The organism is Bradyrhizobium sp. USDA 241 (assembly GCF_049739505.1).
Taxonomy (GTDB): domain Bacteria; phylum Pseudomonadota; class Alphaproteobacteria; order Rhizobiales; family Xanthobacteraceae; genus Bradyrhizobium; species Bradyrhizobium liaoningense.
Map to the genome: position 1 here is coordinate 2,154,120 of NZ_JBMGPZ010000004.1, position 12,154 is coordinate 2,166,273.

The following is a 12,154-nucleotide window of genomic DNA, read 5'->3' on the forward strand; positions in this document are numbered from 1 at the left end:
AACGTTAACTGTTGTTCGCCGGCTTGGCGGCAGCGGCGGGCTTGGTCGCGGCCTTGGGCTTGGCGGGCTTGGCCGCCTGGTCGCCGCCTGCCGCAGGCTTCTCGGCGGGCTTCGCCGCCGCATCATGCTTGGTCGCGGCATGCTTGGACCCGGCCGGCTTGGCTGCGGTCTTGGCGTCACCCTTGGCGCTGGATTTGGCTTCGGACTTGGCTTCGGATTTGGCATCCGGCTTCACCGCCGCCGTCTTGGTGTCCTTGCCTGCGTCCTTGTGTCCATCCTTGGGCTTGTCGGCGGCGTCAGGCTTCTTGGCGACGCGCGACTTCTTGCCACGCGGCTTGGACGCGGCCTGCTGGTCGGCATCGGCCGCGACCGCCGCGATCAGGGCGGTGCCGGTGCGGGTCGGGCCGGTATAGACCAGCACGGGTTCGGCCGCCGCGGGGGCCGAGGCCATCAGCTCGGAAGCCTTCATCATTAGGGGCGGCTGCAGGCCCGCCGTGAAGAAGGTGACCTGGGCTTCTCCTCCGGTGGCCGAGGCCGATCCGGTCGCACCGCCATTGGCCGCAATCAGCGCATCGTCGTCGTCACTGGCCGGCCGCTTGCGGTGGGGCCCGCACATCTCGTCGCGCAGGTTCGGCGGCGAGGCGTCGACCGGCACGAGATTGTCGACGGTGCCGAGCGAGGGGCGGAGCCAGGTGAGATTGTCCTGAGCGAAGCCACGCTCGAGCAGCTGCGCCGCCTTCACCGCACGCGCAGTGCCGGAACTGGCGCCGAGCACCACCGCGATTAGCCGGCGGCCGTTGCGTGTGGCCGAGGCCACCAGGTTGTACCCGGAGGCGCAGATGAAGCCGGTCTTGAAACCGTCGGCGCCAGGATAGCGGCCGATCAGCTTGTTGAAATTGCCGGTAACGCGCTTGCCGAAGCGGATCGCCGGGATGTGTACGAAGTATTCGTATTCCGGCAAGTCGCGCAGGAAGGCGCGCGCCAGGATTCCGAGATCGCGCGCGGACGTGATCTGGCCGTCGGCGGGCAGGCCGTTCGGATTGACGTAGCTGGTCTGCGTCATGCCGAGCTTCTTCGCGGTGTCGTTCATGATCGCGGAGAAGCCGTCGATCGAGCCGCCGACGCCTTCGGCGAGCACCACGGCCATGTCGTTCGCCGACTTGACCATCATCATCTTCAGCGCGTTGTCGACGGTGAGCTGCGTCCCCGGGCGGAAGCCCATTTTCGAGGGCGACTGCGAGGCCGCCGTCGGCGACACCGTAAACAACGTGTCGAGCGTCAGCCTGCCGTCCTTGACCGCCTTCAGCGTGACATAGGCGGTCATGATCTTGGTGACGGAGGCCGGATACCAGGGGATGGTCGCGTTGTCCGCCTGCAGCACCTTGCCGCTGTCGGCCTCGATCAGCAGCAGCGCTTCGGCGCTCGCCGCGCGCGGCGCGAGCAATGCGGCGCATGCGAGGCTCGCAGCGAACAGGTTGAACAGCGATTTGCGAAGCAGCGGGCGAAGGGCGTGCACTATCCGATTCCGGTCCTTGGAGATCCGCCGGTTCCGGTCGGTTCTCGTGATCTGATGGTCGGTTCCTGAAATCCAGCGCCGCCGCTTGCGGCGTCGCAAACCTATACCGGCTCGTGCGTCGAGAATAGGGGGATCGGCGCGGTATTCCGCAATGAAATAGGCCGAATTTCGACGGCGCCGTGGGGACTTGCTATGGGGATTTGGCAGCCGTCGCGGCAGTCTCGGCCGCCGTCACGCTGGCCCGCGCGGTCTCCTGAACCATGAACTGGGCCTTGGCGAGCTCGGCGAAATGGCCGCCTTTGGCCACGAGTTCATCGAAAGTTCCGCTTTCGATCACGCGCCCATTCTCGAACACCAGGATCCGCGTGGCGTTGCGGATGGTCGAAAGGCGGTGGGCGATCACGAAGGTGGTTCGGCCCTTCATCACTTCGTCGAGAGCGGCATTCACCTTGGCCTCGGTAACGGCGTCGAGCGCGCTGGTCGCCTCGTCCAGGATCAGGATCGGCGGATCCTTCAGCAGCGCCCGGGCGATGGACAGGCGTTGGCGCTCGCCGCCGGAGAGCATGCGGCCGCGTTCGCCGGCATTGGTCTCGAAGCCGCCGCTGCGCTCGATGAACTCGAGCGCCTGCGCGCGCTCCGCCGCCTTGCGCATCTCGGCCTCGGTCGCGTCCGGCTTGCCGACGTGCAAATTATCGGCGATCGAGCGGTTGAACAGCAGCGCTTCCTGGAACACCACGCCGATGTTTCGCCGCAGCGAGGTCAGCGTGACGCCGCGCACGTCCATGCCGTCGATCTTGATGACGCCCGATTGCGGATCGAAGGCGCGATGCAACAGCGCAATCGCGGTCGACTTGCCGGCGCCGGTCGGGCCGACCAGCGCAATGGTCTGGCCGGGCAGGGCGGTGAAGGTGAGGTCCTCGATCGCCGGCCGCTTGCCGTCATAGGAGAACGTGACGTCGTTGAACTCGACGAGGCCCGACAGCCGGCCGGCATCGATTGCGTCGGGCCGGTCGTGTACCGCGGGCACGGCGTCGAGCACATTGAAGAACTCGCGCAGGCGCGGGGCTTCCATGAACACGTTGTTGATGAAGCTCACGACCTGCTCGAGCTTCTGGATCAGCATCGTCGCGAAGCTCACGAACATCACGATCTCGCCGACCGAGGTGAGCCCCTGGTCGTGCAGGGCGATGCCGAAAGTGAAGATCGCGAGCACCGTGATGGTTGTGGAGGCGCGTGTGATCACGGTGACCAGCGCCCACCACGACAGCACCGGCATCTGCGCGGCCAGCAACTCGTCGGCGACGGAGCGCAGCCCTTTCACCTCGGATTCGACACGCACGAAACTCTGCACCAGCGCGACGTTGCCGAGTGCGTCGGAGGCGCGCGCGGAGAGCTCGCTGTAGTGCTCCTCGACCGCCATCTGCATGCCGAAGGTCTTGCGCACCACGAAGGTGGTCAGCGCGGTGAAGACGATGCAGAGCACGAACAGCAGAATCGCCAGCCGCCAGTTCAGGTAGAGCGACAGCGGCAGCAGCACCACGACCGAGAGGATCGCGGCAAAATGCTCGCGGAAGAAGCCGAGCCAGAGCCGCCACAGCGCGTCCGTGCCGTTGAGCATCACCTTCATCAGCCGGCCGGAATGGGTGCCGGAATGGAAGGTCAACGGCAGTTGCAGGATGTGCTCGAAATAGCTCGTCAGCACCGCCTGACGCTGGCGGTGAGAGAGCCGGTCGGCTTGCAAGGCCACGAGCGCGCTGCAGGCGATGGTGAAGAGCCCGAACGCGACCCAGGCAACCAGGAACGGCCAGGCCGAGTTAGACCCGGCCACCGCCTTGCCCGAGAGCACGTCGACGATACGGCCGAACAGCACAGGCTCGGCGAATTGCGAGGCCGCGAGCAGGAGATTGGCGACCGCGAGCAGCCAGCCCAGCCGCGCTTCCTTGCCGAGCAGCTCGAGAACGCGGGTGTAGAGACGGAGGATGGTCATGCGGGGACGAACTCGGGCGAGCAACGGAGCCCGCATTCTAAGCAGGGATCGTGCGGGAGATATAGCGGAAGCTGTCAGTTTTGCTCAGTTGATCAGCCGCCCGGCAACCGGTGGCAGGAACCGGTCGTCGAAGATATCACCCGCCGTGGGCAGCTTGCGGAATTTGAAGTCCTGCGCGATCTGGCCGATCGAACGATCGAAGCGTGCCGGCTCGACGCCGCCGAGGCCGTTGCGCCTGACTTCGTCCGTCAGGATATTGTCGGCGAGCACGGCGCGCAGGCGCTCAAGCTCCAGGCTGGGGTCGCCGTCGTCGATGCGGCTCGCCGCCTCGTCCGCCGCTCGTCCCGGCTCCCTGACGGTCGCGGTGATCCCGGCCATCAAGGCGCGGACGAAGCCCTTCACGGCGTCCGGCTTTGCTGCGGCGAAGGCGGGATTGACCACCACGGCAAAGCCGTAGGCTTCACAGCCGTAGTCCGCGTAGCGCAGCACGACGAGATCGGCGTCGGGCACGCCGCGGTCGCGCAGGTTCACCGCCGTGAGATAGCTGAAGCCGGCGACCGCATCGACTTGGCCCGCGGAGAGGATCGGCTCGCGCACCGCCGCGCTGATCTTGTGGAATTTGACGCGCGATGGATCGATTCCGTTCTGCCGCGCCAGCGCCGGCCACAGCCGCATCGACAGATCGCTGTCGGCGACGCCGACGGCCTTGCGGTCGAGATCTGTCAACAGCTGGATCCCGCGGCTCTTGCGCGCGACGATCGCGTAGGGCGCGCTGTTGAACAGCACGAACACGGCCTTGATCGGCGCCGCGTCGTCCTTGTCACGAAAGCGCATCAGCTCGTTGATGTCGACGAGCGCAAGCTCGCTGTCGCCCCTGGCGACACGTGCGAGCGCCTCCGGCGATCCGCTTGCGCTGTTGAAGGCCACGTTGAGACGCTCGGCGCCGAACCTGCCGTCCTTCGCCGCAAGGAAAAACGGCGCCATGCTTGCGTCCGGCGGGCGGTCGAAGGTGAAGTGGATCGCAACGGGCGCGTTGGTCTCGGTCGCGCTGACATCGCGTGCAAACAGCGTCGCAAGCAAGATCGAGAGAGCCAGCAGGCCGTGAAGTGCGGTCGTCTTGAATCCTGACATCGGTTGCGCCGGTCCCGCATTGTTATGGTTTCGTGACGCTTGCAGCGCGCGGCCGCGACCGTGCGCGCGCCAACATGAACGTCGGATGAGCGACGTTGCGGCATCGTTACGCAACCCCGTTCAGCTTGTGTTGGGGTTGAGGAACCTAACTTAGGTTATGCGGGTTTTGATAGGCATGAGCCTGTCCGCAGGCGTCCGTTCCAGGTCCCAAAGGAGGGCCCAAGACATGTTTGAGCGATTCTCCAGATTTGCGGGCCGAAAGGCCGTTCTTGCCACCGCCGCGGTGCTGGCGCTGACCACGATTGCCCCGACCGCGTCATATGCGGGCGGTCGCCACTGGCATGGCGGTGGAGGCGGCGCGGCCGCAGCTGCGGCTTTCGCGGCCATAGGCACGGGTCTCGCCATTGCGGCCAGCCGCAACGCCTACGCCTATGACTACGGTCCGGGCTACGGCTATTACGGCGGTCCGGCCTATTACAGCGCTCCGGCCTACGGTCCCTATTACGGTCCGGGCCCCAACTACCAGTATCAGCGCTATGGCGGCACGGCACCGTCCGAGTTCTGCGGCCAGGGCTACTATCAGAACTGCTACTAGTACCCACTTTTCTTGGAACGTGAGTCGTGATTCAAGGTCGGGATGATACCCGAAGCAAGAGAAGTCCACCTTTCGAGGAAAGATCGCAAGGTGCTTGAGGCGTGCTGTCGCTCACCGGTGACGTTGCAGCGCGATTTGAAGCGGGCGCGGATAGTTCTGTTGGCGGCGGATGGGCGCAGCACCCGGTCGATCGCCAAGGAAGTTGGGGTCCAGCCGCGGATTGTCAGCCTTTGGCGGCATCGCTATGCCGACCATGGCCTTGAAGGGCTGCAAGACAAGCCGCGGCCTGGCAAGCAGCCGATCTATACGAAGACGACCGACAAGCGGATTCTGAAGCTGCTGGATAAGCCGCCACCGCAAGGGTTTGCGCGCTGGACCGGCCCCCTGCTGGCCGAGGCGCTGGGCGATGTCGATGTCCAATATGTCTGGCGGTTCCTGCGCAGCCACAAGATTGACCTGGTGGCTCGCAAGTCCTGGTGCGAGAGCAACGACCCGAACTTTACGGCCAAAGCCGCCGATGTTGTCGGCCTCTATGTCGCGCCGCCGGCGAAGGCCATTGTGCTGTGCGTGGACGAGAAGCCCTCGATCCAGGCTTTGGAGCGAGCGCAGGGTTATCTGAAGTTGCCCAATGGCCGCGCCTTGACCGGCCAAAGCCACGATTACAAGCGGCATGGCACCACAACATTGTTTGCGGCGCTCGAAGTCGCCACCGGAAAGATCATCGCGACCCATTCAAAACGCCGGCGCCGCGTCGAGTTTCTCGATTTCATGAACAGCGTCACCGCGGCTTTTCCGAACCGCAAGCTTCACGTCATCCTCGACAACCTCAACACCCATAAAAAGAACGAGGACTGGCTCAAGGCCCACCCCAACGTGCAATTTCATTTCACGCCGACAAGTGCGTCATGGCTCAATCAGGTCGAAGTATGGTTTTCCATCTTGCAGGGGCAGTCGCTCAGCGGCACCTCCTTCACGAGCCTCAAGCAGCTTCAGGAACACATCGATGCCTACGTCAACGCATACAACGACAGAGCCGAGCCCTTCGTCTGGACCAAGAAAAAGGTCCGTCAACGCCGTTTCAAAGGCCGCCGTATCACTCAGCTCTGATTCCGGGTACTAGTTCGGCATCCTTGGGTTGACCATGACGGGCCGTCGCGCTTGCGCCGGCCCGTTTCTGCTTTTATTGTCGCGCGTTAACGCGCTCGCCATTGGTTTAGAGTAGTTTGAGTACCATGAGTGATTCGCTTGAGCGGCTATATCTGGCTGTGCTCGCGGCCAGAGATCTTGATCCGGCAACATCGCGCACCGCCCGGCTGTTTCAGCGCGGCCCTTCCAAAATGGCGAAGAAGCTGGCCGAAGAGGCCATCGAAGTCGTAATCGATGCGGTCAACGGCGATAGCGAGGCCGTGATCCGGGAAAGTGCCGATCTGCTCTACAATCTCACCGTGCTGTGGGCCTCGGCCGGGGTACGTCCCGAGGACGTCTGGCGGGAGATGACGCGGCGTGAGGACATGCTCGGCATCGCCGAGAAGCTGCCGAAATCACCGATGAAACTGCCCAAAGTCGCGTCACCCCGTGTTGCGGCCAGGCGGCCAATTGTCGCGCTCGAGGGCCGCGCAGCGCGCAAGCGCCACTAGAAACGTCATAATTCGCCTCAATCTCGGCATGGACAAATCCGTCCCATGGTGCTTCATCGCGGCGCCATGCTGAAACGTATCTACGACTGGTGCATCGACGCCGCCCACAAGCCCTACGCGCTCTGGATCATGGGTGTCGTCTCCTTCGCCGAAAGCTCATTCTTTCCGGTCCCGCCGGATGTGATGCTGATTCCGATGTCACTGGCGCGCCCGCAGCGCGCCTGGCTCTATGCGGCGGTCTGCACCGCGACCTCGGTGCTTGGCGGCATCGTCGGCTACGCCATCGGAGCGCTGCTGTTCGACTCCGTCGGCCAATGGCTGATCCAGGTCTACGGCCTCGGCGACAAGGTCGACGCCTTCCGCGCCTCCTATGCGGAATGGGGCGCGGTGATCATCCTGCTCAAGGGGCTAACGCCGATCCCCTACAAGCTCGTCACCATCACCTCGGGCTTCGCCGGCTACAACATCATCCTGTTCATCCTCTGCTCGATTATCGCGCGTGGCGGACGCTTCTTCGTCGTCGCGATCCTGCTCAACCGCTACGGCGACTGGATCCGGGTCAGGATCGAGCGGCATCTCGGATTGTGGGTCGCGCTCGGTGCCATCGTGCTGGTGCTCGGCTTCGTGGTGGCGGTCAAGTTGATCTAAAGCATCTACGACCACGCCGGGTTGGACGGGTGCTCGCGTTTGCGCACTCGCCCATATTGCCTTCCGCTCTTTGGACAGCGTCGGCTCCCGCCGAATGCACTGGCCGATCCCTGCACAAGGGAAATGGCTGAGGCAGGTCTTGACCGGCCACTTTGCGTACTTTCTGGGTGCGGAGCTGACCCACCACCTTGGCTATGAGAAGGGCGACCAAAAAGTGCGCAGCGGTTTTCCGAAAAGATCATGCTTAAACAACAACCTAAAGCGCGATGACGATTCCTCCTAATCGCATCGCGCTTTAGGAGCCCTGGCGGCTTTGCCGCAGGGCCGGCTTCGGCTACGGTTGCCGCCATGATGGTTCGATCCGGCAATCCAGCGGTGCGGCTCGGGACGCTGATGTCGGCGGCGCTGCTGCTCCTTCTCAGTGGCGGCGGCATCGGATGGACGCAATCTGCACCGCCATCGCTCGGCCTCCAGCAGCCGGGGGGCCAGGCCGCGCCGTCGCCCTCGACGCCGGCCTCTTCCGCCGCGCCGCCGCGCGAGGAAAATCCCGGGCTGATCAATGAAATGGGCAAGCTGTTCGACAAGCTGCCTTCGATCCTGCCGCCGATCAAAAGCCCGAGCGAGACCATGAGCGACCTGTCGCGGCTGGCCACGCCCTCGACCATGGTATCAGGGCGCGTGGTCTGCCCCATCTCGTCGAACGGCGCCCCCGACTGCAAGCAGGCCGCCGACCAGCTCTGCCAGGGCAAGGGCTACAAGGAAGGCAAGAGCCTGAACGCCGACTCCGCGGAGAAATGCTCGGCCAAGGTTCTCATCCCGGGCAGGCAGCGCAAACCGGAGGACTGCCGCACCGATACGTTCGTGACCAGTGCGCTGTGCCAGAACTAGAGGACATCGCGCGAGCAACAAGGAGTGCCCATGAGCAGGACGGAGCAGGACTTCCTCGGGCAGCGTGAGATCGCCGACGACATCTATTACGGCGTCCAGACCATCCGCGGGAAGGAGAACTTCCACATCACCGGCATTCCGATGAGCCAGGAGCCTTACTTCGTGAAGGCGCTCGGTTACGTCAAGAAGGCTGCCGCGATGGCCAATCGCGATCTCGGTGCGATCGACGCCAAGGTCGCGGACGCCATCATCCTCGGCTGCGACCGCGTCATCGCCGGCGACATGATGGATCAGTTCGTCACCGACTTCATCCAGGGCGGCGCCGGCACCTCCACCAACATGAACGCCAACGAGGTGATCGCGAACCTCGCACTGGAAGCGCTCGGCTTCAGCAAGGGCGACTACCAGCACGTCAGTCCCAACGATCACGTCAATTACGGCCAGTCGACCAACGATACCTATCCGACCGCCTTTCGGCTGGCGCTGATCCTGCGGCTCGAGAGCTACATGACGGCGCTGCGCCAGCTCCAGGAGGCCTTCTTCGCCAAGGGCCGCGAATTCGACCGCGTGCTGAAGATGGGCCGCACCCATCTCCAGGACGCGGTGCCGATGTCGCTCGGGGCCGAATTCCGCGGCTGGGGCACCACCATCGGCGAGGAGGTCGACCGCATCTCGGAAGCGCGCGCGCTGCTGCGCGAGATCAATCTCGGCGCCACCGCGATCGGCACCTCCGTCACGGCCGCGGTCGGTTATCCCAAGCTTGCCGTGCGGCACTTGAGCGCCCTGACCGGCGTCGATTTCATCCTCGCCGGCGATCTCGTCGAGGCGACCTCCGACACCGGCGCCTATGTGCAGCTCTCGGGCGTGCTGAAGCGCACGGCGAGCAAGCTGACGAAGATCTGCAACGATATCCGCCTCCTCGCCTCGGGCCCGCGCGCCGGCTTCAACGAGATCAATCTGCCGCAGCTGCAGCCGGGCTCCTCGATCATGCCCGGCAAGGTCAATCCGGTTATCCCCGAGGTCGTCAACCAGACCAGCTTCCTCGTCATCGGGCTCGACACCACGGTGACGCTCGCGGCTTCCGCCGGCCAGCTCCAGCTCAACGTGATGGAGCCGGTGATCTCGTTCGCGCTGTTCTTCTCGATCCGCACCATGGAGCGCGCGGTCAACAGCCTGCGCGAGAACTGCGTGATCGGCATCACCGCCAACGAGGAGCACACCCGCAACATGGTGCTGAACTCTCTCGGTATCGTCACCGTGCTGAAGCCGCTGCTCGGCTACAAGCAATGCGCCGAGATCGCGCGCGAAGGTTACAAGAGCGGCAAGTCGCTGCACCAGATCGTCGTGGTCGAGCGCAAATTGCTCACGCAGGAGAAGTGGGACGAGATGTTCTCGTTCGAGCGGCTGATCAATCCGGATATGATCGGGTAGGGGCAGGTTTCGCCTCTCGTCATTCCGGGGGCGACGCGAAGCGCGAACTTGGAATGACGAAAGAAGAATTCCGTTGCTTGGAATTGCGATCGTCGCCTCCGCCACGGCGCCAAAACGCAATACTTGACAGTGGAAAGATTGCCTTGTTGGTATGGTGCCCAACCTTCCATTGACCGGCCAACAGAGGATCGTTCCGCAATGTCCATGCCTGCCTTGTTCAAGGGGCGCCTGTCGATCCCCGTGATCGGCTCGCCGCTCTTCATCATCTCGGTGCCCGATCTCGTGATCGCGCAGTGCAAGGCGGGTGTGGTCGGCTCGTTTCCGGCGCTGAATGCGCGGCCGCCGGAGCTGCTCGACGAATGGCTGGCGCGGATCACCGAGGAGCTCGCGGCCTATGACCGCGCCCACCCCGAGAGGCCGTCGGCGCCGTTCGCGGTCAACCAGATCGTGCACAAGTCGAACAACCGGCTCGACCACGACATGCAGCTCTGCGCCAAGTACAAGGTGCCGATGATCATCTCCTCGCTCGGCGCGCGCGAGGAGCTGAACCAGGCCGTGCACGGCTGGGGCGGCATTGTCTTCCACGACGTGATCAACCAGAAATTCGCGCACAAGGCGATCGAGAAGGGCGCCGACGGCCTGATCCTGGTCGCGGCCGGAGCCGGCGGCCATGCCGGCACCATCTCGCCGCTGGCTTTCGTTGCCGAAACGCGAAAATGGTTCGACGGCCCGATCGCGCTGTCGGGAGCGATCGGCAACGGCAAGGCCATCCGCGCTGCACGCATTCTCGGCGCCGACTTCGCCTATATCGGCTCGGCCTTCATCGCGACCAAGGAGGCCAATGCGATCGAGCGCTACAAGGAGATGATCGCGGGATCGTCGGCCGACGACATCGTCTATTCCAACCTCTTCACCGGCGTGCACGGCAATTATCTGAAGCCCTCGATCCTCGCGGCCGGCATGGATCCCGACAATCTGCCGACCTCCGATCCTTCCAAGATGAATTTCGGCACCGACGCCTCCGGCGAGCGCGCCAAGCCGAAGGCCTGGAAGGAGATCTGGGGAAGCGGACAAGGCATCGGCAGCATCGACAAGGTCGTACCAGCGGCCGAGTTGATCGCGCGCTTCAAGAAGGAGTACGAGGAAGCGATCGATCCGCCGCTGTAGTTCTCGTGTCCTGGACGCGGTGCAATGCGTAGCATTGCTCCGCAAAGCCGGGACCCATTGCCGCCACGCGCGGACCCCGGACGCGGCGCAGCGCTACGCGCTGCGCCGCGTCCGGGGAACGTCAACCGAGACGGATTGAAATGATGACCCCCATCTACCGCGTCGACGGCAATAGCGTCATCACCAGCCCGGATGCCGCCGGCCCCTGGGACCGGCGCATGCAGCACGGCTCGGCGCCGGCTTCGCTGGTGACATGGGCGGCCGAACGCATTCCGACGCCTGCCCCGATGGACATCGCGCGCGTCACGATCGATCTGATGCGGCCGGTGCCGGTCGCGCCGCTCACGATCGTGACCGAGGTCTTGCGCGAGGGCCGCAAGATCCAGCTCTGCGGGATCAAGCTGCTCGCGGACGGCGTACAGGTTGTCGGCGCCACCGTGCTGAAGGTCAGGCGCCAGGCGCTGAGCTTGCCCGAAGACGTCGAGGAGCTGCCGGTCACTCTGCCGTCGCCGGAGGATTCGCTGGTCGAGGACGGTCACGCCGCCACCAGCCCGTTCGTGCGATCGGTCTCGATGCGTGCCGCGCGCGGGCGCTTCGGCCAAGCCGGCGCCGGCGCGATCTGGTTTCGCGTCGACCATCCGCTGATTGCCGGTGAAGCGGTCTCGCAGGCGATGCGCGCCGTGGTCGCCGCCGATTTCTCCAACGGCACCGCCTCGACGCTCGACTTTCGCGCCTGGACCTACATCAACGCCGATCTCACCGTGAACTTTTCGCGCCAACCCATCGGTGAGTGGATCTTGCTCGACGGCGAGTCGTGGATCGGTCCCGACGGCGCCGGCCTTGCGATGTCTCGGCTGGCGGACCGGCAAGGCTATTTCGGCCGGGCGGTGCAGAGCCTGGTGATCGAGAAGCGGTGAGCGCGACGGCTAGCGTCGCTCTTGGAGCCGATTGAACGGCAGGCTTCCGCCGCCGCGGAAGGGATGCAAGGTCGTGCTCGACCGGGGCATCCTGCCAGTTCACATTCCGTAGAAGATCTTGATCTCCCACAGCACCACGATGATCGCCGTGATCAACGTGATCGCGGCGATTGCACTTTCCAGGGAAGCGACTCTCATCTCTTACTCCGCTTCCCAGCCCCATCAGCGGTCTAGGTG

The 12,154-nt window shown here is 64.4% G+C and carries 11 protein-coding genes; 8 read left to right on the forward strand and 3 right to left on the reverse strand.

The window, feature by feature from the left end; all coding sequences use genetic code 11:
- Positions 1–4: 4 nt before the first annotated feature.
- The 3 genes from ABIF91_RS20000 to ABIF91_RS20010 all read right to left on the reverse strand — a co-directional run bounded on the left by ABIF91_RS20000 (position 5) and on the right by ABIF91_RS20010 (position 4,634).
- Positions 5–1,516, reverse strand: coding sequence for a D-alanyl-D-alanine carboxypeptidase family protein (locus ABIF91_RS20000; protein ID WP_028181923.1), 1,512 nt, complete (start codon positions 1,514–1,516; stop codon positions 5–7).
- Between the two features lie 190 nt (positions 1,517–1,706).
- The gene (locus ABIF91_RS20005; protein WP_028181924.1) at positions 1,707–3,503 is read right to left on the reverse strand and encodes a glucan ABC transporter ATP-binding protein/ permease; all 1,797 of its coding nucleotides are present in this window, start codon (positions 3,501–3,503) and stop codon (positions 1,707–1,709) included.
- 84 nt (positions 3,504–3,587) lie between these two features.
- A complete protein-coding gene (locus ABIF91_RS20010) occupies positions 3,588–4,634 on the reverse strand; it encodes an ABC transporter substrate-binding protein (protein WP_424579323.1) in 1,047 nt (348 codons plus the stop codon).
- 226 nt (positions 4,635–4,860) lie between these two features.
- Here ABIF91_RS20010 and ABIF91_RS20015 point away from each other — a divergent pair, with 226 nt between their 5' ends.
- The 8 genes from ABIF91_RS20015 to ABIF91_RS20050 all read left to right on the forward strand — a co-directional run bounded on the left by ABIF91_RS20015 (position 4,861) and on the right by ABIF91_RS20050 (position 11,917).
- Entirely contained in the window at positions 4,861–5,229 is a 369-nt protein-coding gene (locus ABIF91_RS20015; RefSeq protein WP_028179088.1) for a hypothetical protein, read from the forward strand.
- Positions 5,230–5,271: 42 nt separating this feature from the next.
- Positions 5,272–6,336: an IS630-like element ISRj1 family transposase gene (locus tag ABIF91_RS20020; RefSeq protein WP_026192128.1), complete on the forward strand. Its 1,065-nt coding sequence runs from the start codon at positions 5,272–5,274 to the stop codon at positions 6,334–6,336.
- Positions 6,337–6,461: 125 nt separating this feature from the next.
- The gene (hisE, locus tag ABIF91_RS20025; RefSeq protein WP_035671782.1) at positions 6,462–6,866 is read left to right on the forward strand and encodes a phosphoribosyl-ATP diphosphatase; all 405 of its coding nucleotides are present in this window, start codon (positions 6,462–6,464) and stop codon (positions 6,864–6,866) included.
- A gap of 45 nt (positions 6,867–6,911) precedes the next feature.
- A complete protein-coding gene (locus ABIF91_RS20030) occupies positions 6,912–7,514 on the forward strand; it encodes a YqaA family protein (protein WP_193374339.1) in 603 nt (200 codons plus the stop codon).
- Between the two features lie 348 nt (positions 7,515–7,862).
- Positions 7,863–8,402 (forward strand): hypothetical protein, encoded by a 540-nt coding sequence (locus ABIF91_RS20035; protein ID WP_028179085.1) that lies wholly within the window; start codon positions 7,863–7,865, stop codon positions 8,400–8,402.
- A 30-nt stretch (positions 8,403–8,432) separates the two neighbouring features.
- On the forward strand, positions 8,433–9,833 hold the full coding sequence (locus ABIF91_RS20040; RefSeq protein ID WP_028179084.1) for an aspartate ammonia-lyase: 1,401 nt from the start codon (positions 8,433–8,435) through the stop codon (positions 9,831–9,833).
- A gap of 198 nt (positions 9,834–10,031) precedes the next feature.
- The gene (locus ABIF91_RS20045; protein ID WP_028179083.1) at positions 10,032–11,000 is read left to right on the forward strand and encodes an NAD(P)H-dependent flavin oxidoreductase; all 969 of its coding nucleotides are present in this window, start codon (positions 10,032–10,034) and stop codon (positions 10,998–11,000) included.
- Positions 11,001–11,143: 143 nt separating this feature from the next.
- Positions 11,144–11,917, forward strand: coding sequence for a thioesterase family protein (locus ABIF91_RS20050; protein ID WP_028179082.1), 774 nt, complete (start codon positions 11,144–11,146; stop codon positions 11,915–11,917).
- Positions 11,918–12,154 lie beyond the last annotated feature (237 nt).

Excerpts from the sequence above, each read along its gene's own strand:
- ABIF91_RS20005 (WP_028181924.1), bottom strand. The coding sequence starts at position 3,503 with ATGACCATCCTCCGTCTCTACACCCGCGTTCTCGAGCTGCTCGGCAAG.
- ABIF91_RS20010 (WP_424579323.1), bottom strand. The coding sequence starts at position 4,634 with ATGTCAGGATTCAAGACGACCGCACTTCACGGCCTGCTGGCTCTCTCG.
- ABIF91_RS20015 (WP_028179088.1), top strand. The coding sequence starts at position 4,861 with ATGTTTGAGCGATTCTCCAGATTTGCGGGCCGAAAGGCCGTTCTTGCC.
- ABIF91_RS20020 (WP_026192128.1), top strand. The coding sequence starts at position 5,272 with ATGATACCCGAAGCAAGAGAAGTCCACCTTTCGAGGAAAGATCGCAAG.
- hisE (WP_035671782.1), top strand. The coding sequence starts at position 6,462 with ATGAGTGATTCGCTTGAGCGGCTATATCTGGCTGTGCTCGCGGCCAGA.
- ABIF91_RS20030 (WP_193374339.1), top strand. The coding sequence starts at position 6,912 with ATGGTGCTTCATCGCGGCGCCATGCTGAAACGTATCTACGACTGGTGC.
- ABIF91_RS20035 (WP_028179085.1), top strand. The coding sequence starts at position 7,863 with ATGATGGTTCGATCCGGCAATCCAGCGGTGCGGCTCGGGACGCTGATG.
- ABIF91_RS20040 (WP_028179084.1), top strand. The coding sequence starts at position 8,433 with ATGAGCAGGACGGAGCAGGACTTCCTCGGGCAGCGTGAGATCGCCGAC.
- ABIF91_RS20045 (WP_028179083.1), top strand. The coding sequence starts at position 10,032 with ATGTCCATGCCTGCCTTGTTCAAGGGGCGCCTGTCGATCCCCGTGATC.
- ABIF91_RS20050 (WP_028179082.1), top strand. The coding sequence starts at position 11,144 with ATGACCCCCATCTACCGCGTCGACGGCAATAGCGTCATCACCAGCCCG.